Raw genomic sequence first — 19936 nt, 5'->3', positions numbered from 1 at the left:
CGAGTGCTGCCAAATTTGTCAGTACCTTGTTTTATGTCAGCATAGCCATCAGGGTTGACGACATGGAGCGGATTGTCTGGATCGCGGCCATTGTCGTCACGGGACCATTGGTCGGTATCGAGTTGGGCGTCGCGGCCGTCGTCGGCCCGCTGGCCGCCAAGCTGCCCGATAGCGGTTTCCGCGTGATCCGCAGCGGTGGGAGTCGGTGGCTCGGTGCGCTGATGCCGTTCTGGTACATCGGCGCGATGGCGCTTCTCGTCGCCGTGGCCGTCATCCACGCCGATGGGCTGGCGATCGCGGCGGCCGTCGTCATGGCCGCTGCCATTTTGTTGACGGTGACGATTCTGGTGCCGATCAACAACCGCGTCGGTCGGTGGAGAACAGACGACGATGTCGACCGGGGCCTGACGGCGCGGTGGGACGCGTTCCACTGGTTGCGGGTGGGGATGCTCGCCGCCGTGTTCGTGCTCCTCGCGATTTCGGCGCGCTAACGATCGCTGAGCGACGGTTTCCGCGCCCAAGTCGCACCGGGGAGGCGCCTGGGAGGGGTGCGTTTTGGCTGATCGTGGGGCGGCGCGCTATCCTTTCCGAGTTCCACCACAGACCGTTGGTCACCGAGCAATCGGTTGAAGGTCCGGGATTACCCGGCGGCCCACGCAGGAGGACGAGGTACGTAACGCGGATCAATCGTCCGCCTCTCTGCGCGCCCCGACCATCTGCGTCGGGGCGTTCGTCATTTCCGGCCCCTCGCGTCCGGCGGTTGGTGGTACGTCCAACCCAACACGAGGAGGCAAGCATGGCCAAGGCTGAAAAGGCCACCGCGGTCGCCGACATCGCCGAGAAGTTCAAGGAGTCGACGGCCACCGTCGTCACCGAGTACCGCGGCTTGACGGTTGCCAACCTTGCCGAGCTGCGCAGGTCGCTGGGTAACGCCGCGACCTACACCGTCGCCAAGAACACCTTGGTGAAGCTTGCAGCGAGTGAGGCCGGTGTCGAAGGCCTCGACGAGCTGTTCGCAGGACCGACCGCGATCGCGTTCATCAATGGTGAGCCGGTCGACGCCGCCAAGGCGATCAAGAAGTTCGCCAAGGACAACAAGGCACTGGTCATCAAGGGCGGCTACATGGACGGTCGCGCACTGACCGTCGCTGAAGTCGAGCGCATCGCAGACCTGGAGTCGCGCGAGGTGCTGCTGTCCAAGCTGGCTGGTGCAATGAAGGCCAAGCAGTCCCAGGCGGCTGCACTGTTCGTCGCTCCGGCTTCGCAGGTCGCTCGACTTGCCGCAGCTCTGCAAGAGAAGAAGGCCGGCGAAGAATCCGCCGCCTGATCCACCCATCACCAAGTTCGTACCAAGAAATTAAGTAAGGAAGGACCATTCACATGGCCAAGCTCAGCACCGACGAATTGCTCGACGCGTTCAAGGAAATGACCCTGCTCGAGCTCTCTGAGTTCGTGAAGCAGTTCGAGGAGACCTTCGACGTCACCGCGGCCGCCCCCGTGGCCGTCGCCGCTGCCGGCCCCGCCGGTGCGCCCGCCGAGGCTGCCGATGAGCAGTCCGAGTTCGACGTCATCCTCGAGGGTGCCGGCGAGAAGAAGATCGGCGTCATCAAGGTCGTCCGCGAGATCGTTTCCGGCCTGGGCCTCAAGGAGGCCAAGGATCTGGTCGACAGCGCACCCAAGCCGCTGCTCGAGAAGGTCGCCAAGGACGCCGCCGAGGACGCCAAGGCCAAGCTCGAGGCCGCAGGCGCGACGGTCACCGTCAAGTAGTTCTGCGCTCGTCGGCGTTGCCGACGAAACGCACGTCGGCATGCCGACAAAAATTGCACTGTGGGGCCGATCCGGCAAACGGATCGGCCCCACAGTCGTCTCTGGGGGATGCCCTCTGGCCTCTCTGGGGGAGGTCCTCCTGCTGCGTGGGCGGTTACTCGTTGCCACGAGGGACCGTAAGCTACAGTGACTCAAGCCACAGGCGGGGCGCCCAGTGGTAGTGCGACATACTGGTGGAAGGATCTCGCGTGGGTATCGGCATTCAGGTTGAGGGACTGACCAAGTCCTTCGGGTCTCAGCGAATCTGGGAAGATGTCACGTTCGATATCCCGCCGGGTGAGGTCAGCGTTCTGCTCGGCCCCTCCGGTACCGGTAAGTCAGTGTTCCTGAAGTCGCTGATCGGCCTGCTACGCCCCGAGCGCGGCAAGATCATCGTCGACGGCACCAACATCATCGAGTGCTCGGCCAAGGAGCTCTACGAGATCCGGACCCTGTTCGGCGTGATGTTCCAGGACGGCGCGCTGTTCGGCTCGATGAGCCTGTACGACAACACCGCGTTCCCGCTTCGTGAGCACACGAAGAAGAAGGAATCCGAGATCCGCCAGATCGTCATGGAGAAGCTTGACCTGGTCGGTCTGACCGGTGATGAGACCAAGTTCCCCGGTGAGATCTCCGGCGGTATGCGCAAGCGCGCCGGGTTGGCCCGCTCGCTGGTTCTCGACCCCCAGATCATCCTGTGCGACGAGCCGGACTCCGGTCTGGATCCCGTTCGTACCGCCTACCTGTCGCAGCTGTTGATCGACATCAACGCCCAGATCGACTGCACGATCCTGATCGTGACGCACAACATCAACATCGCGCGCACCGTGCCCGACAACATGGGCATGCTCTTCCGCAAGCACCTGGTGATGTTCGGTCCGCGCGAGGTGCTGCTGACCAGTGACGAGCCCGTCGTCAAGCAGTTCCTCAACGGTCGCCGCCTCGGCCCCATCGGTATGTCCGAGGAGAAGGACGAGGGCACGATGGCCGAGGAGCAGGCGCTCGCCGATGCCGGTCACCATGACGGTGGTGTCGAGGAGATCGAGGGCGTGCCGCCGCAGATCCAGGCCACCCCGGGTATGCCGGAGCGCCAGGCCGTGCACCGTCGTCAGGCTCGCGTGCGCGAGATCATGCACACCCTGCCGCCCGCGGCGCAGGAAGCCATCCGCGACGACCTCGAGGGCACCCACAAGTACTCCGCTCGCGAGCCCGGTCACGGCGACGTCATCGCCCGGCACCGCACCGAGGATGAGGCGCCGACGGCGTCTATCCCGGTCCAGAGCGAGGGCTGAGCACCTCCGATCCCGATCGACGGACGGCCCTGGCGGCCGTCCGCGATCGGCTGAACCGTCCGGCCGTCGAGGTCGACGGCTACCTCGATGTCATGGGTCGGGCCAGCGTCCCGCAGACGACGGCCCAGCGCCTGATGGCATCGACCGCGCTGCCGCGGATCTATGAGCGAATCTGGCGACCCGTGGCCTTCTTCGGCTTCACGATGCGCAACACGGCCGATGAGGACCGCATCAAGCGACGCCTGCTCGCCGTCGACACCGGTGATGTGGTGCTCGATGTCGCGTGTGGGCCCGGCAACACCACCCGCACCCTGGTCGCAGAGGTCGGGCCCGACGGGCTCGCCGTAGGGGTGGACAGTTCGGCCACGATGCTCGCTCAGGCGGTGCGCGACAGCCCGGCAGGCAGTCCCGTGGGGTACGTCCGCGCCGACGCGATCGACCTGCCGTTCGCCGACGCGACGTTCGACGCCGTCAGCTGCTACGGCGCGCTGTATCTGATGGACGACCCGGCCGCGGCGCTGGTGGAGATGATCAGGGTGCTCGCCCCCGGCGGGCGGATCGCCATCCTGACGACCTCCGCGAGGGGACCCGCCGTCGTGCGGCGGATGAGTGTCGCCGCATCGCGCTGGGCGCCGCTGCGGCTGTTCGACGTCGATGAGATCACCGGTGTCATGCGCGACGCGGGACTCGTCGATGTGACGCGCCGGATCAGCGCCGCCTCACAGACCGTCGCGGGCCGCCGACCTCAGGTGACATAGCGACATATCTGGGTCGTTGAATTCGTTTGCAAAGCAATCGAATTCAACGAACCCCCGGGCTTGACCAGCGCCGTTGACACGATGCTGGGCCGGCTCGCGCCCGCGTGCCGCCCGTGCCGGCTGCCCCGCCGTTCCCCGTCGACGCGGTCTTCAACACGGCGGGCCGGGCGAGCCGCACGGAAACTCGGCGCGAAACTCCACAGGAAACACCGCGCTATCTCTTGACGGAAGGAAGCAAACGGGCCAATCTGTTGGGCAGCATGAATGCACGGTTTGAGGACGCCAGCCAGCGCCTAGTTCGCCGCTGCATGCGCTAGTTGAGGAATACACCGTCCTGCGGTACTGTTGGACGTTGCGCTGGCTGCATCCTGCCCACCTCATCGCACTCGACACCGTGGTCCTAGCCTGAGCCCTGCTCAGTCAACTAGTGGTGTGCCGTGCGTCGGAGGCTCGGACTTGAGAATGCCAGCCGACACCGACGCAGATATCGCGATTACAAGGAACCGGCGCTCGCGCCCTCCGGATGGTCGCATGAGGTGCTGGAAGGATGCATCTTGGCAGTCTCTAGCCAGAGCAAGTCAGTCGAAACCACCAACAACTCCGTTCCTGGAGCACCCAATCGAGTCTCCTTCGCCAAGCTCCGTGAGCCCCTCGAGGTTCCGGGGCTTCTTGACGTGCAGACGGACTCGTTCGAGTGGCTGATCGGTTCGGACGGTTGGCGGGAGAAGGCCATCGCCCGTGGCGAGGTCAACCCCGTTGGTGGTCTCGAAGAGGTGCTCACCGAGCTTTCCCCGATCGAGGATTTCGCCGGCACACTGTCGCTGAGCTTCTCCGACCCGCGCTTCGACGAGGTCAAGGCCCCCGTCGACGACTGCAAGGAGAAGGACCAAACCTACGCGGCCCCGCTCTTCGTCACCGCTGAGTTCATCAACAACACCACTGGCGAGATCAAGAGCCAGACGGTGTTCATGGGTGACTTCCCGATGATGACCGAGAAGGGCACGTTCATCATCAACGGCACCGAGCGTGTCGTGGTGAGCCAGCTCGTCCGTTCGCCTGGCGTCTACTTCGACAAGTCGAAGGACAAGGCCACCGAGAACGACCTCACCAGCGTCAAGGTCATCCCCGGCCGCGGCGCATGGTTGGAGTTCGACGTCGACAAGCGCGCCACCGTGGGTGTGCGCATCGACCGCAAGCGTCGCCAGCCCGTCACCGTGCTGCTGAAGGCGCTCGGCTGGACCAGCGAGCAGATCACCGAGCGCTTCGGCTTCTCCGAGATCATGATGTCCACCCTCGAGAAGGACAGCACCGCCGGTCCCGACGAGGCGCTGCTCGACATCTACCGGAAGCTGCGCCCGGGCGAGCCGCCGACCAAGGAGTCCGCGCAGACCCTGCTGGAGAACCTGTTCTTCAAGGAGAAGCGCTACGACCTGGCCCGCGTGGGTCGCTACAAGGTGAATAAGAAGCTGGGCCTGAACCCCGGCGTTCCGATCACCAGCTCGACGCTGACGCCCGAGGACATCGCCACCACCATCGAGTACCTGGTGCGGCTGCATGACAACGAGACCACGATGACCGCCCCCGGCGGCATCGAGGTGCCCGTCGAGGTCGATGACATCGACCACTTCGGCAACCGTCGTCTGCGGACCGTGGGCGAGCTGATCCAGAACCAGATCCGGGTCGGCCTGTCCCGCATGGAGCGCGTCGTCCGCGAGCGGATGACCACTCAGGACGTCGAGGCGATCACGCCGCAGACCCTGATCAACATCCGTCCCGTCGTGGCGGCGATCAAGGAGTTCTTCGGAACCAGCCAGCTGTCGCAGTTCATGGATCAGAACAACCCGCTGTCGGGTCTGACGCACAAGCGTCGCCTGTCGGCGCTTGGCCCCGGTGGTCTGTCCCGTGAGCGTGCCGGCCTCGAGGTTCGCGACGTGCACCCCAGCCACTACGGCCGGATGTGCCCGATCGAGACCCCTGAGGGTCCGAACATCGGTCTGATCGGTTCGCTCTCGGTGTACGCACGGGTCAACCCGTTCGGCTTCATCGAGACGCCGTACCGCAAGGTCATCGACGGCAAGGTCACAGACGAGATCCAGCACCTCACCGCCGACGAGGAGGACCGCCACGTCGTGGCGCAGGCCAACTCGCCTATCGACGAGGAGGGTCGCTTCACTGAGGAGCGCATCCTGGTTCGTCGTAAGGGTGGCGAGGTCGAGAACGTCACGCCCGCCGACGTCGACTTCATGGACGTCTCGCCGCGCCAGATGGTGTCGGTGGCCACGGCCATGATTCCGTTCCTCGAGCACGACGACGCCAACCGTGCCCTCATGGGTGCCAACATGCAGCGCCAGGCGGTTCCGCTGGTTCGCAGCGAGGCCCCGCTGGTCGGCACCGGTATGGAGCTGCGTGCCGCGATCGACGCCGGTGACGTCGTCGTGTCGGCCAAGCCCGGTGTTGTCGAGGAGGTCTCCGCCGACTACGTCACGGTGATGGCCGACGACGGAACCCGGCACACCTACCGGATGCGCAAGTTCGCCCGCTCCAACCACGGCACGTGCGCCAACCAGCGCCCGATCGTGGACGCCGGGCAGCGTGTCGAGTCCGGCCAGGTCATCGCCGACGGTCCGTGCACCGAGAACGGTGAGATGGCGCTCGGCAAGAACCTGCTGGTCGCGATCATGCCGTGGGAGGGTCACAACTACGAGGACGCCATCATCCTGAGCCAGCGGCTCGTGGAGGAGGACGTGCTCACGTCGATCCACATCGAAGAGCACGAGATCGACGCGCGTGACACCAAGCTGGGCGCCGAGGAGATCACCCGGGACATCCCGAACGTCTCCGACGAGGTGCTGGCAGATCTCGACGAGCGCGGCATCGTCCGCATCGGCGCCGAGGTCCGCGACGGCGACATCCTGGTCGGCAAGGTCACGCCCAAGGGCGAGACAGAGCTGACCCCGGAGGAGCGCCTGCTGCGTGCCATCTTCGGTGAGAAGGCCCGCGAGGTCCGCGACACGTCGCTCAAGGTGCCCCACGGTGAGTCCGGCAAGGTCATCGGCGTTCGGATGTTCTCTCGCGAGGACGACGACGAGCTGCCCGCCGGCGTCAACGAGCTGGTCCGCGTCTACGTGGCCCAGAAGCGCAAGATCTCCGACGGTGACAAGCTCGCCGGACGCCACGGCAACAAGGGCGTCATCGGCAAGATCCTGCCGATCGAGGACATGCCGTTCATGCCGGACGGCACGCCGGTCGACATCATCCTGAACACGCACGGTGTGCCGCGACGGATGAACATCGGCCAGATCCTCGAGACGCACCTGGGCTGGGTCGCCAAGGCCGGCTGGAACATCGACGTCGTCGGTGGCACGCCGGACTGGGCCTCCAACCTGCCCGAGAACCTGCTGTCGGCCGAGCCGAACAGCATCGTCTCCACGCCCGTCTTCGACGGTGCGCGTGAGAACGAGCTCACGGGTCTGCTCTCGTCAACGCTGCCGAACCGCGACGGCGACGTCATGGTCAACGGCGACGGCAAGTCGCAGTTGTTCGATGGCCGCAGTGGCGAGCCGTTCCCGTACCCGGTGACGGTCGGCTACATGTACATCCTGAAGCTGCACCACTTGGTGGACGACAAGATTCACGCTCGCTCCACCGGGCCGTACTCGATGATCACCCAGCAGCCGCTGGGCGGTAAGGCGCAGTTCGGTGGCCAGCGGTTCGGCGAGATGGAGTGCTGGGCCATGCAGGCCTACGGCGCGGCATACACGCTGCAGGAGCTGCTGACCATCAAGTCCGATGACACCGTCGGCCGCGTGAAGGTCTACGAGGCGATCGTCAAGGGCGAGAACATCCCCGAGCCGGGCATTCCCGAGTCGTTCAAGGTGCTTCTCAAGGAACTGCAGTCGCTGTGCCTCAACGTCGAGGTGCTCTCCAGTGAGGGCACTGCGATCGAGATGCGCGATACGGACGACGAGGACCTGGAACGCGCTGCTGCGAACCTGGGAATCAACCTGTCCCGCAACGAGTCTCCGTCGGTCGAGGATCTCGCTTAGAGACCTCCGTCCAGCACAGCCATTGGTAATTAGATTCGAAATCCCGCAAGGGGAAAGGGAGTTACGTGCTAGACGTCAACTTCTTCGATGAACTCCGCATCGGTCTCGCGACCGCGGACGACATCCGCAACTGGTCCTTCGGTGAGGTCAAGAAGCCGGAGACCATCAACTACCGCACGCTCAAGCCAGAGAAGGACGGCCTGTTCTGCGAGAAGATCTTCGGACCGACTCGCGACTGGGAGTGCTACTGCGGCAAGTACAAGCGCGTCCGCTTCAAGGGCATCGTCTGTGAGCGCTGTGGCGTCGAGGTAACTCGCGCCAAGGTGCGTCGTGAGCGGATGGGCCACATTGAGCTCGCCGCGCCCGTCACGCACATCTGGTACTTCAAGGGTGTGCCGTCGCGGTTGGGCTACCTGCTCGACCTGGCGCCGAAGGATCTCGAGAAGATCATCTACTTCGCCGCCTACGTCATCACCGCCGTCGACACCGAGATGCGGCACAACGAGCTGTCCACGCTCGAGGCCGAGATGGTCGTCGAGAAGAAGTCGGTCGAGGACCAGCGCGATCTGGATCTTGCCGAGCGCAGCCAGAAGCTCGAGAACGACCTGGCCGAGCTCGAGAAGGAGGGCGCCAAGTCTGACGTCCGCCGCAAGGTGCGTGACGGTGGCGAGCGCGAGATGCGTCAGCTCCGTGACCGCGCCCAGCGTGAGCTGGACCGGCTCGACGAGATCTGGACGACGTTCGTCAAGCTGGCTCCCAAGCAGCTGATCGTCGACGAGGTGCTCTACCGCGAGCTGCAGGACCGCTACGGCGAGTACTTCCAGGGCGCCATGGGCGCGGAGTCGATCAAGAAGCTCATCGAGACCTTCGACATCGACGCCGAGGCCGAGTCGCTGCGCGACACCATCAAGAACGGCAAGGGCCAGAAGAAGCTTCGTGCGCTCAAGCGCCTGAAGGTTGTGGCCGCGTTCCAGATGAACCGCAACTCGCCGATGGGCATGGTGCTCGACGCCGTCCCGGTGATCCCGCCGGAACTGCGTCCGATGGTGCAGCTGGACGGTGGCCGCTTCGCGACCTCCGACCTCAACGACCTGTACCGCCGCGTCATCAACCGCAACAATCGTCTCAAGAGGCTGATCGACCTCGGCGCACCCGAGATCATCGTCAACAACGAGAAGCGGATGCTGCAGGAGTCCGTGGATGCGCTGTTCGACAACGGCCGTCGTGGCCGGCCCGTCACCGGGCCGGGCAACCGTCCGCTCAAGTCGCTCTCGGATCTGCTCAAGGGCAAGCAGGGTCGGTTCCGTCAGAACCTGCTCGGTAAGCGCGTCGACTACTCGGGCCGTTCGGTCATCGTGGTCGGCCCGCAGCTCAAGCTGCACCAGTGCGGTCTGCCGAAGCTGATGGCACTCGAGCTGTTCAAGCCGTTCGTGATGAAGCGTCTGGTCGACCTGAACCACGCGCAGAACATCAAGAGCGCCAAGCGCATGGTGGAGCGTCAGCGCCCGCAGGTGTGGGACGTCCTCGAAGAGGTCATCGCCGAGCACCCCGTGCTGCTGAACCGCGCACCAACGCTGCACCGCCTGGGCATCCAGGCATTCGAGCCGCAGCTGGTCGAGGGCAAGGCAATTCAGCTGCACCCGCTCGTCTGTGAGGCGTTCAACGCCGACTTCGACGGTGACCAGATGGCCGTGCACCTTCCGCTGTCCGCGGAGGCGCAGGCCGAGGCTCGCATCCTGATGCTGTCGAGCAACAACATCCTGTCCCCGGCGTCCGGCAAGCCGTTGGCCATGCCGCGTCTGGACATGGTGACGGGCCTGTACTTCCTGACCACCGAGATCGCTGGCGACACGGGCGAGTACACGCCCGCCGCCAAGGATCAGCCGGAGACGGGCGTGTACAGCTCTGCCGCAGAGGCTCAGATGGCCGTCGATCTGCGCGCGCTGTCGGTGCGGGCTCGGATCAAGGTTCGGCTGACGCACTTGCGTCCGCCGGCTGACCGTGAGGCCGAACTGTTCCCGGATGGTTGGAAGCAGGGCGACGCCTGGACGGCGGAGACCACGCTGGGCCGGGTGCTCTTCAACGAGCTGCTGCCCCGCGGCTACCCGTTCATCGATGAGCAGATGCACAAGAAGGTCCAGGCCAGGATCATCAACGATCTGGCCGAGCGCTACCCGATGATCGTGGTGGCGCAGACCGTCGACAAGCTCAAGGACGCCGGTTTCCACTGGGCCACCCGTTCGGGTGTCACAGTGTCTATGGCCGATGTTCTGGTGCCGCCGGAGAAGGAAGGCATCCTCGAGCGTCACGAGCAAGAAGCCGAGCACATCGAGAAGCAGTACCAGCGCGGCGCCCTCAACAAAGAGGAGCGCAACGGCGAGCTGGTCAAGGTCTGGCAGAAGGCGACCGAAGAGGTCGGCGACGCGCTCGAGGCCTACTACCCGGTGGACAACCCGATCATCACGATCGTGAAGTCCGGCGCCACGGGCAACCTGACCCAGACCCGCACGCTCGCGGGCATGAAGGGTCTGGTGACCAACCCGAAGGGTGAGTTCATCCCGCGCCCGATCAAGTCCTCGTTCCGCGAGGGCCTGACGGTTCTGGAGTACTTCATCAACACGCACGGCGCTCGTAAGGGCCTGGCGGACACGGCACTTCGTACCGCTGACTCGGGTTACCTGACCCGTCGTCTGGTGGACGTCAGCCAGGACGTCATCGTCCGCGAGCACGATTGCGATACCGAGCGCGGTATTGCCGTCGTGCTGGCCGAGGCCGGTCCCGATGGCACGCTGATCCGCGATCCGCACGTCGAGACCGCGGCGTTCGCCCGCACCTTGGCCAGCGACGCGGTCGATGAGAAGGGCAACGTCGTAGTCGAGCGTGGCCACGATCTGGGTGACCCGGCGATCGACGCATTGCTCGCCGCCGGCATCTCGCAGGTTCGGGTCCGTTCGGTGCTGACGTGTGCCAGCGGCAACGGCGTCTGCGCGCTCTGCTACGGCCGCTCGATGGCCACCGGCAAGCTCGTCGACATCGGTGAGGCCGTCGGCATCGTCGCCGCGCAGTCCATCGGTGAGCCCGGCACGCAGCTGACCATGCGTACCTTCCACCAGGGTGGTGTCACCGGTGGTGCCGACATCGTCGGTGGTCTGCCCCGCGTGCAGGAACTGTTCGAGGCCCGCGTGCCGCGCAACAATGCGCCGATCGCGGACGTCTCCGGACGGATCCGTCTCGAGGAGACCGAGAAGTTCTACAAGGTCACGATCGTGCCGGATGACGGTAGCGAAGAAGTGGTCTACGACAAGATCTCTCGGCGCCAGCGGCTGAAGGTGTTCAAGCACGACGACGGTTCCGAGCGGCTCCTGGCCGACGGTGACCACGTCGAGGTCGGCCAGCAGCTGATGGAGGGTTCGGCCAACCCGCACGAGGTTCTTCGCGTGCAGGGTCAGCGGAGCGTCCAGATGCACCTCGTCAACGAGGTACAGGAGGTCTACCGCGCCCAGGGTGTGTCGATCCACGACAAGCACATCGAGGTCATCGTGCGGCAGATGCTGCGTCGCGTGACGATCATCGACTCGGGCAGCACGGAGTTCCTGCCCGGCTCGCTCACCGAGCGTGCCGAGTTCGAGTCGGAGAACCGTCGCGTCGTCGCCGAAGGTGGCGAGCCCGCCGCCGGACGTCCGGTGCTGATGGGTATCACGAAGGCATCGCTGGCCACGGACTCTTGGCTGTCGGCGGCGTCGTTCCAGGAGACCACTCGTGTGCTGACCGATGCGGCGATCAACTGCCGTAGCGACAAGCTGCAGGGTCTGAAGGAGAACGTGATCATCGGTAAGTTGATCCCGGCCGGTACGGGTATCGCCCGCTACCGCGACATCCAGGTTGCACCGACCGAGGAGGCCCGCGCCGCGGCGTACACGATCCCGTCCTACGAGGATCAGTACTACAGCCCGGACTTCGGCCAGAGCTCCGGTCAGGCTGTGCCGCTGGACGACTACGGTTTCAGCGACTACCGCTAGTCACCTCTGCGCGAGCAGACGCAAAGGCCCCTCAATCAACACGATTGAGGGGCTTTTGCGTCTGCTGGGTCATTAACAGTGGCGCGTTCATCCACAGAAGTGGTGCGCGGGTCTGTTGCGCCGGTCGACGAGGCGGCAGCGTCGACTGAGTGTTCGTACATGAACTGATCGCAGAGGCAGGCGGCCAGGTGTCGACGGCCCAACTCTTGGCAGTGATGTCGCCGAAGATGCTGTCCACCCACGTTCGCACCGGTGAGATCGTGCGCGTGTGCCACGGCGTCTACGCGTCGTCGCCGCCGGATGTGTTGGGACGACTCGCGGCACTGGACTTGATGGTGGGCACGTCCGTGGTGCCGTGCATGGGCACTGCGGCAGGACTTCACGGCTTCGATACCGAACGAGATTCCCGACTACACGTCCTGGACCCGGGCATTCGAATGCGACCAACCGCGGGTTTGATGGTTCATCAACGGACGGGCGCCCCGCTACGCCGAGCGCAGGGCCGGCTGGCCACCGCGCCGGCGTGGACCGCAGTGGAGGTGGCCCGGACGCTGCGCCGCCCAAGGGCTTTGGCGACGTTGGATGCGGCACTGCATGTGAGGGCCTGTACGCGGGACGAGTTGATATGGGCCGCGCGTGAGCAGAAGGGGCGGCGCGGAATCGTTCGCGTTCGCGAACTCTTGGAGTACGCCGACGCCCGTGCGGAGTCGCCGATGGAGAGCGAGGCCCGACTGGTGTTCATCGATGGTGGGTTGCCCGGGCCCGAACTGCAATACGAGATCGTCGACCGCTGCGGCGACCTATGGCGAGTCGACTTCGCCTGGCCGGATGCGATGGTCGTGGCCGAGTACGAGAGCATGGAGTGGCACGCGTCGCCAGAGGCATTGAAGCACGATCGAATCAAGGTGGCGCGGCTGCAGGAGTGTGGCTGGACGTCGGTTCCGATCGTGGTCGATGACGTACGCCAGCGTCCACGGGATCTCGTTGGGCGCGTGTTCCATCACCTGGACGGGTGAGAAGTCGCAACAGCGGACCGGTGAGCAGACGCAAAAGCCCCTCATTTGCCACGATTGAGGGGCTTTTGCGTCTGCTCGCGCGGGTCAGTACGCCAGCTGGTTGACCGCGGCGGCGAAGACGCGCGGCAGCGCGGTGGCCGCCGGGACGATGCGCGATCGCACCGGCGCGTGGCTGCCCGCGGCAACCAGGCCCGCGGTCAACAGGCGGTACCGGCGGGTGAGCCGGCGCCACTGCCGGTCGTAGGTCTCGGCTCGTTCCTGCACAACGCAATTGACCAGTGCTTGCGCCGCGCTGAACGCCAAGCCCATACCCTCACCGGTGAGTGCATCGATGTAGCCGGCGGCATCCCCGACGAGCAGGACGCGCCCGGCCACCCGACTGCTGGCGTTCTGCCGCAGGGGGCCCGCGGCCCGATCCTGGCCGTGCTCGAGACCGTGCACGCGGTCGCGCAACTCGGTGAACTCCTCGAAGTGCCGGTCGAATCCGCCCCTGCTGGCGGACAGGATCGCGATGCCCACGCAGTCCTGCGCTACCGGCGTCACGTAGGCCTCGGCACCGGGCGCCCAGTGCACCTCAACGGAGTCGGTCCACGGTGCGATCTCGATGTGCCTGCGGATGCCCCACCGCCGGGGACCTCGGCTCGGTCGCGACAGTCCCAGCGACGTGCGGATGGGGGAGTGCAGTCCGTCCGCCGCCGCCAGGTAGCGGGCCCGAAACCCGCCAGCGCACACCGACTCCGCGTCCTGGGTGATCTCACCGAGTTCGCCGTGGACCAGTTTCACCCCGGCGGCCTCGGCGGCCTGCCACAGCGCGGCGTGCAGAACTGTCCGGCGCACCCCCCGGCCTGCGCCCGCACGGAAGGTGGCGTCGACGCGTCGCGCACCCGCGATGTAGCTGATCCCGCGCAGCGGGCGACCCGTGACTGCGATGCCGAAGTGATCGAGATGGCTCAGCGTGTGCGGCATCATTCCCTCGCCACAGGCCTTGTCCAGCACTCCGGTTCGGCGTTCGACGACGGCGACCTCGAGGCCCGCCCGTGCGCCGTACAGCGCGGTCGCAAGTCCCGCGGGACCGCCGCCGGCCACCAGCAGGTCGATCATGTCAGGCTCGCCAGCGCGGCGTTCTCGACCTTCAGCCGTGTTCTCAGCAGCAACGCGTTGACGACCGTGAAGACGATGGCGGTGAGCCACCCGGTGTGGACGAGCGGCAGGGCGATGCCCTCGGCGACGACCACCACGTAGTTCGGGTGCGGGATCCAGCGGTACGGGCCGGCGGTCACCCGTGCCGCGCCGGGTACGACGATGACCCGGGTGTTCCACTGCGGGCCGAGGGTGGTGATGCACCACCACCTCAGGGCCTGGGTTGCGATGACGACAGCCAGCATCGACCAACCGAGTGCGGGGATGAACGGGCGGTGCAGCAGGATCGGCTCCAGCAGGCATGCCGCGAGCAGGCCGGTGTGCAGTACCACCATCACGGGGTAGTGCCCCTTGCCGAACTCGACACCGCCGCGGGCGCGCGACCATGCCCAGTTTCGGTTGGAGACAATCAGTTCCGCGACGCGTTCGAGGGCGACGACGGCGATCAGCAGCGTGTACCAGATCATCTGCCGGTTCCCGTCAGCGCCAACGCAGCAGCACGAGTTCGGAGCAGAACCCCGGGCCCATCGCCATCAGCATGCCGGGGCTGCCCGCGGGCGGGCGCTTGGTGATGGTGTCCCGGAGTACGTGCAGCACCGATGCGGAGGACAGGTTGCCGACCTCGGCCAGTGATCGCCACGTGAGTTCGAGCGCACTGTCGGGCAGGCCGAGCGTGGCGGTGATCGCCTCGATGACCTTGGGGCCGCCCGGGTGACTCACCCACGCGCCGATGTCGCCGATGGTCAGGTCATGGTCGGAGAGGAAACTCGTGACGCCCTCGCCGAGATAGCGTTCGACGACCTTGGGCACGTCGGGGGACAGCACCAGACGGAAGCCGCTCGAGTCGATGTCCCAGCCCATCGTGCGCAGCGAGTCGGGGTAGAGCTGGCTGCGGGAGTCGAGCACCTCAGGCCCGCTGGCCCCGATCTGCTCGGCGCGCCGATCGCCGACGACGACCACCGCGGCGGCGCCGTCGCCGAACAGGCTGCTGCCGACGACGGTGGCGATGGTCGGGTCGCTCTTGGGCACCAGCGAACACAGTTCCACCGCGAGCAGGACGGCGACGTCATCGGGCGCACCGCGCAGGTAGTCGTTGACGCGAGCAATCCCGGCGGCCCCGGCGACGCAGCCCAGGCCAAACATCGGTACCCGTCGGACGTCGGGCCGCAGCCCGATCCGACCGGCGATGCGGGCGTCCAGGGGCGGGACGGCGACGCCGGTCACGGTCGTCGTGAAGATGACGTCCACGTCGGCGGGCTCGAGGCCGGCCTCGGCGAGCGCACCGGTTATCGCCGCACACCCCAGTTCCACAGCATGCTCGATGAAGATGTCGTTGGCGCGGCCGAAGTCATTGAGCCCGGCGTAGTCCTCCAGCGGCAGCACCATGTGCCTGCTGTCGACCTTCGCGCTCTTGTGGAGCTGGCGGATGGCATCCTCGTGTTCGGCATAGCCGGGAAGCGCGAGCAGGGCCTCGGTGACCTCGGCCTGGGTGTAGCGGTGCGGTGGTAGTTCTCCGCGGACACTGGCAATGACGCTCATGGGCTCACTCCTTCTCAATGACTAATACGACGACGGGCGGCACTTCGTTCACTCGACGGTGCGGTCCGCAGTGGGCGTCGGAATGGCACGGAGTCTGGTGCGCCGATGGGTGGTGATCTACGGGTGAGCTGCGAGTTTCGAACCACCACAAGGCAATGCCCATGCTAGAGCGCGGGTTCTGGGATGTGGGGGCTACGTGATCGGCCATGATCCGCAGCGGTCTGGAGAGCGTCGGACGGCCGACCTAGACTGGGTTTCGTGCTGATTGGCTCACATGTCCACGGTGATGACCCGTTGTCCGCTGCCGCGGCCGAGAATGCAGAGGTCGTGCAGTTCTTCCTCGGTGACCCGCAGAGCTGGAAGAAGCCCAAACCGCGTGAGGACGCAGCGGCGCTTAAGGCGTCGACGGTCCCGCTCTACGTGCACGCGCCGTACCTCATCAATGTCGCGTCGGCCAACAACCGGGTCCGGATCCCGTCGCGCAAGATCCTGCAGGACACGTGCGACGCGGCGTCCGAGGTCGGCGCCACGGCCGTGATCGTGCACGGCGGGCACGCCGACGACAAGGACATGGAGGCCGGCTTCGAACGGTGGGTCAAGGCGCTCGACAGCCTCAAGACCGACGTGCCTGTCTACCTCGAGAACACGGCCGGAGGTGACCACGCGATGGCGCGGCACTTCGACACCATCGCTCGACTGTGGGAGCGCATCGGCGATATGGGGATCGGGTTCTGCCTCGACACATGCCACGCCTGGGCCGCAGGTGAGGCGCTCATCGACGCCGTGGAGCGCATCAAGTCCATCACTGGGCGCATTGACCTGGTGCACTGCAATGACTCCCGCGACGCCGCCGGGTCCGGCGCTGACCGGCACGCGAACTTCGGCACCGGCCAGATCGACCCGCAACTGCTGGTCGCGGTCGTCAAGACGGCCGACGCACCGGTCATCTGTGAGACGTCGGACGAGGGCCGCAAGGACGACATCGCGTTCCTTCGGGAGAACCTCGGCTGATCTTCTCCGCCAATCGGCCGTGCGCCGGATGACCACGCATTCACCGGACACCACCAGTCGCTTGCCGAGCAAATAGCCCGTCACACGCTAAACGCTGCGTGACGGGCATTTTGCATTGCGGCGGAGCCGGCGTGATGCGGGCCATCGGCTCCCTTCCGCTTGACGTACATCACATCCTCGATAGGATCATCGATATCCGATATCCAAGATTTTCGATCCAGTATCTCCTCCGTCCTCTCCAGGGGTATTCCATGACTCGAAGAATTCCGATGGCGTTCACTGCGCTGTGCGCGGCGATCGCGGTGCTGTGCTCCTGCTCGTCGACGCCCGATGAGGCGCCGCCGACTGCAGTGATCAACCCGCCGGCAGGCCTGGTGGACAACGGACACCTCACGTACGGGACCGCTGCGTCCTTCCCGCCGTTCGAGTCGAAGGACAACGGTGAACTCGTCGGCTTCGATATCGACATGGGCAAGCAGCTCGCCGACTACCTGGGCCTTCGCACCAAGGTCCTCGACATCGACTTCGACGGGTTGATCCCGGCCCTGCAGGGCGGGCGGGTGGACATCATCAACTCGGCGATGTACATCAACGATGAGCGCGCGGGCGTCGTCGATTTCGTGCCCTACATGAAGATCGGTGAGTCCCTGATAGGGAAAGCCGATGCGAACCTCTCCATCTCCAAGCTGCCCGAGGATCTTTCGGGCAAGACCGTCGCGGTCACCCGCGGTGCCATCGGAGAGACCTACATGAACGATTTCAACGACCAACTGAAGGCCGCCAGTCTGCCGCCGATGGAGATCATGGCGCTGCCCAACAATCAGGATGCGTTGCTCGCCGTGCAATCCGGGCGTGCGCAGTTCTTCGATACCTCCACTCCCGGTGCAGCGCATACGTTGTCGCAGGCTGGTGACAAGTTCAAGGTGTTCAACACCTTCGCACTGGATACCCAGATCGGCATCGCCGTGCCCAAGGACAAACCGGAGCTGAAGGCCGCTATGGAGGCCGCGGTGCAGAAGTTCATCGACAGCGGCGAGTACGACAAGCTGCTCGAGAAGTACAACCTGCCAATGGATTCGAAGGTAGACCGATGACATCGATCATCGACTACGTCTTCAGCAAGACCTTCTTCGAGGCGGCCTGGGTCACGCTGTACCTCACTGTCGTTTCGATGGTGCTGGGCATCGCGGGTGGACTGTTGCTGGCGCTGCTGAAATCAGGTCGAGTGGCACCTGTCCGTTGGGCAGCCGACTTCTACATCTGGTTGTTCCGCGGCACCCCGGTACTGCTCCAGCTGATCTTCGTCTTCAACGTGCTGCCGACATTCGGACTCACCCTCACTCCCATCACCTGTGCGATCGTGGCGTTGAGCCTCAACGAGGCCGCCTACATGGCGGAGATCATTCGCGGTGGTCTGCTCGGTGTGGACAAGGGGCAACGCACCGCGGCGCACATGCTGGGCTTGAGTCCGGTCCAGAGCCTGCGCTACGTCATCCTCCCGCAGACGGCTCGACTGATTCTCCCGCCGACCGGTAATCAGCTCATCGGAATGCTGAAGACCTCGGCGCTGGCCTCCGTTGTCGCAGTCTCGGATCTGCTGCTCACGGCCCAGCGTCAGGCCTCGGGCAACTTCGACTACATCGGCAGCCTTGCGGCCGCCGCCATCTACTACTTGATCCTCACCACCGCGTTCACGTTCGTGCTCCGTCAGTGCGAGCGCCGACTCGATATCGACATCCGCTCCGACAAGCGCCGGCGCAAGGGTGAGAAGGCCGGACGAGCCATGGAGGGAGCCGCATGACCGCACTGCTCACCGCTAAGGGTGTCATTCGCAACTACCACGGTTTGCCTGTGGTCAACGACGTCTCACTCACCATCGAAGAGGGCGAATCGGTTGTCCTCATGGGCCCTTCGGGTGCGGGAAAGTCGACGGCTCTGCGATGTCTGGCCGGCCTGGAGCCGCTGCAAGGCGGACAGGTGATGTTCCGGGACAAAGTCCTCTCATCGTCGGAGGGAAAGCCGTTCTCCACGTCGGGCCAGATCGGCATGGTGTTTCAGCAGTTCAACCTGTTCCCACACCTGACGGCGCTGCAGAACGTGACCCTGGCGCCGCGGCGGGTCAAGAAGGTCTCGCAGCAGAAGGCCGACGAGGACGGCACGAAACTCCTCGCGGACGTTGGACTGGCACACAAGGTTGATCACTACCCGGCTGAACTGTCCGGTGGGCAGCAGCAGCGTGTCGCGATCGCCCGCGCCCTCGCGATGAACCCGGCGATCATGTTCTTTGACGAGCCCACCAGTGCACTTGACCCGGAGTACACCCGTGAGGTGCTTGACGTCATGAAGAAGCTCAGCCGGGAGGGGATGACATGTGTCGTCGTCACCCATGAATTGGCTTTTGCCCGAAACTTCTCCACCCGGGTGGTATTTCTCGACGAGGGCCGGATCGTGGAGGAGGGACCGACCGGCGATCTGTTCACCGCGCCCAAGAACGATCGCACCAAGAAGTTCCTAGAACAGACTCTCGTCAGCTGATGGACGGCACGTGCCGCAGCGGCAGCGCTTCAGAGAAAGGGATCCGGCCGTGACAGCTCGGATACTTCAGAACGCCCCACTCAACAAACAGGAGTGGGCCTATCTTCAGATCCGCCATTGGATCCTCACTGGCGTGCTCACGCCCGGCCAGAAGCTCGACCAGGACACTCTGGCGGGTGAGTTGTCGATCAGCCGCATTCCCTTGAGGCAGGCCTTGAGTCGGTTGTACGCCGAGGGATTCGTCGTGCACCGTCCCAACCAGAGTTGGGTGGTATCGGCCGTCTCCCTCGACGACGCCCGCGATGTATACGCAGGCCGCGAGGCCCTGGAGATCCTGCTCGCTGAAAGGGCCGTGCCGCTCATCACTCCCGACCAGATCGCGGCGATCGAGGCGACACTCGACGAACAGCAGAAGGCGCTTGACGCGAGGGATCTGGATCTCGCCAGGGAGCATGACCGGGCATTCCACAACCGGATCTACGAGGCCTCTGGGCTGAGTCGCACCCTGCAGGCGCAACAGCAGTTGCGTGCCATGTCCGACCGCTACATCGCGATGTACATGAGCGATATCAACAGGGCCATCTCGGGTGTCAAGGAGCATCGCGAGATCCTGGATGCGCTGAAATGCCACGATGTCGACCGCGTGAAAATTGCTGTCGGACAGCATGTTCGCGGTGGTATTGACGTACTGGTCGACGTCTTGAGCGAGTAAGCCCGCTTTCCTTTAGTCACCACTTTTTACATCACCACATGAAAGAGAGTCGATTCCCGATG

General features: G+C 65.0%; 16 protein-coding genes. 13 read left to right on the top strand and 3 right to left on the bottom strand.

The annotated features are described in order from the left end of the window. Window positions 1-62 precede the first annotated feature (62 nt). The 8 genes from ACZY0X_RS01500 to ACZY0X_RS01465 all read left to right on the top strand — a co-directional run bounded on the left by ACZY0X_RS01500 (window position 63) and on the right by ACZY0X_RS01465 (window position 12937). Complete coding sequence (locus tag ACZY0X_RS01500; RefSeq protein ID WP_463767834.1) at window positions 63-491, top strand: anthrone oxygenase family protein; 429 nt, start codon at window positions 63-65, stop codon at window positions 489-491. Window positions 492-796: 305 nt separating this feature from the next. After that, window positions 797-1327 (top strand): 50S ribosomal protein L10, encoded by a 531-nt coding sequence (rplJ, locus tag ACZY0X_RS01495; protein ID WP_241400859.1) that lies wholly within the window; start codon window positions 797-799, stop codon window positions 1325-1327. 53 nt (window positions 1328-1380) lie between these two features. After that, window positions 1381-1767, top strand: coding sequence for a 50S ribosomal protein L7/L12 (gene rplL, locus ACZY0X_RS01490; RefSeq protein WP_463767833.1), 387 nt, complete (start codon window positions 1381-1383; stop codon window positions 1765-1767). Window positions 1768-2015: 248 nt separating this feature from the next. Continuing rightward, window positions 2016-3098: an ABC transporter ATP-binding protein gene (locus tag ACZY0X_RS01485; RefSeq protein WP_463767832.1), complete on the top strand. Its 1083-nt coding sequence runs from the start codon at window positions 2016-2018 to the stop codon at window positions 3096-3098. Window positions 3099-3190: 92 nt separating this feature from the next. Then, window positions 3191-3856, top strand: a complete 666-nt coding sequence (locus ACZY0X_RS01480; protein ID WP_463767831.1) for a methyltransferase domain-containing protein — start codon at window positions 3191-3193, stop codon at window positions 3854-3856. Window positions 3857-4392: 536 nt separating this feature from the next. Then, on the top strand, window positions 4393-7902 hold the full coding sequence (gene rpoB, locus ACZY0X_RS01475; protein WP_463767830.1) for a DNA-directed RNA polymerase subunit beta: 3510 nt from the start codon (window positions 4393-4395) through the stop codon (window positions 7900-7902). Window positions 7903-7967: 65 nt separating this feature from the next. After that, window positions 7968-11921: a DNA-directed RNA polymerase subunit beta' gene (locus tag ACZY0X_RS01470; protein ID WP_241400854.1), complete on the top strand. Its 3954-nt coding sequence runs from the start codon at window positions 7968-7970 to the stop codon at window positions 11919-11921. A 149-nt stretch (window positions 11922-12070) separates the two neighbouring features. Then, window positions 12071-12937, top strand: coding sequence for a type IV toxin-antitoxin system AbiEi family antitoxin domain-containing protein (locus ACZY0X_RS01465; RefSeq protein WP_463767829.1), 867 nt, complete (start codon window positions 12071-12073; stop codon window positions 12935-12937). 84 nt (window positions 12938-13021) lie between these two features. On the opposite strand, the gene ACZY0X_RS01460 is transcribed toward ACZY0X_RS01465, so the two are convergent. Genes ACZY0X_RS01460 through ACZY0X_RS01450 form a run of 3 tightly spaced genes read right to left on the bottom strand, consistent with a single transcriptional unit; the run spans window position 13022 to window position 15616 of the window. Next, window positions 13022-14038, bottom strand: coding sequence for an NAD(P)/FAD-dependent oxidoreductase (locus tag ACZY0X_RS01460; RefSeq protein WP_463767828.1), 1017 nt, complete (start codon window positions 14036-14038; stop codon window positions 13022-13024). Beyond that, window positions 14035-14544, bottom strand: coding sequence for an isoprenylcysteine carboxyl methyltransferase family protein (locus tag ACZY0X_RS01455; protein ID WP_463767826.1), 510 nt, complete (start codon window positions 14542-14544; stop codon window positions 14035-14037). The genes ACZY0X_RS01460 and ACZY0X_RS01455 overlap by 4 nt, the downstream gene beginning before the upstream one ends. A 13-nt stretch (window positions 14545-14557) precedes the next feature. Further along, window positions 14558-15616, bottom strand: coding sequence for a type III polyketide synthase (locus ACZY0X_RS01450; protein WP_463767825.1), 1059 nt, complete (start codon window positions 15614-15616; stop codon window positions 14558-14560). 258 nt (window positions 15617-15874) lie between these two features. On the opposite strand from ACZY0X_RS01450, the gene ACZY0X_RS01445 reads away from it, so the two are divergent. The 5 genes from ACZY0X_RS01445 (at window position 15875) to ACZY0X_RS01425 (ending at window position 19874) form a co-directional block, all read left to right on the top strand. Beyond that, window positions 15875-16627, top strand: a complete 753-nt coding sequence (locus tag ACZY0X_RS01445) for a deoxyribonuclease IV (RefSeq protein ID WP_463767824.1) — start codon at window positions 15875-15877, stop codon at window positions 16625-16627. A gap of 251 nt (window positions 16628-16878) precedes the next feature. Beyond that, a complete protein-coding gene (locus ACZY0X_RS01440) occupies window positions 16879-17721 on the top strand; it encodes an ABC transporter substrate-binding protein (protein WP_463767823.1) in 843 nt (280 codons plus the stop codon). Beyond that, on the top strand, window positions 17718-18428 hold the full coding sequence (locus ACZY0X_RS01435) for an amino acid ABC transporter permease (protein ID WP_463767821.1): 711 nt from the start codon (window positions 17718-17720) through the stop codon (window positions 18426-18428). Before ACZY0X_RS01440 ends, ACZY0X_RS01435 begins: the two co-directional genes overlap by 4 nt. Beyond that, window positions 18425-19162, top strand: coding sequence for an amino acid ABC transporter ATP-binding protein (locus ACZY0X_RS01430; RefSeq protein ID WP_463767820.1), 738 nt, complete (start codon window positions 18425-18427; stop codon window positions 19160-19162). The genes ACZY0X_RS01435 and ACZY0X_RS01430 overlap by 4 nt, the downstream gene beginning before the upstream one ends. A 49-nt stretch (window positions 19163-19211) precedes the next feature. Continuing rightward, window positions 19212-19874, top strand: a complete 663-nt coding sequence (locus tag ACZY0X_RS01425; RefSeq protein WP_463767819.1) for a GntR family transcriptional regulator — start codon at window positions 19212-19214, stop codon at window positions 19872-19874. Window positions 19875-19936 lie beyond the last annotated feature (62 nt).

This window comes from Mycobacterium sp. IDUB_39, from assembly GCF_055419205.1.
Note: the sequence above shows the minus strand (reverse complement) of the source record. Positions and strands in the feature narration are given on the sequence as shown.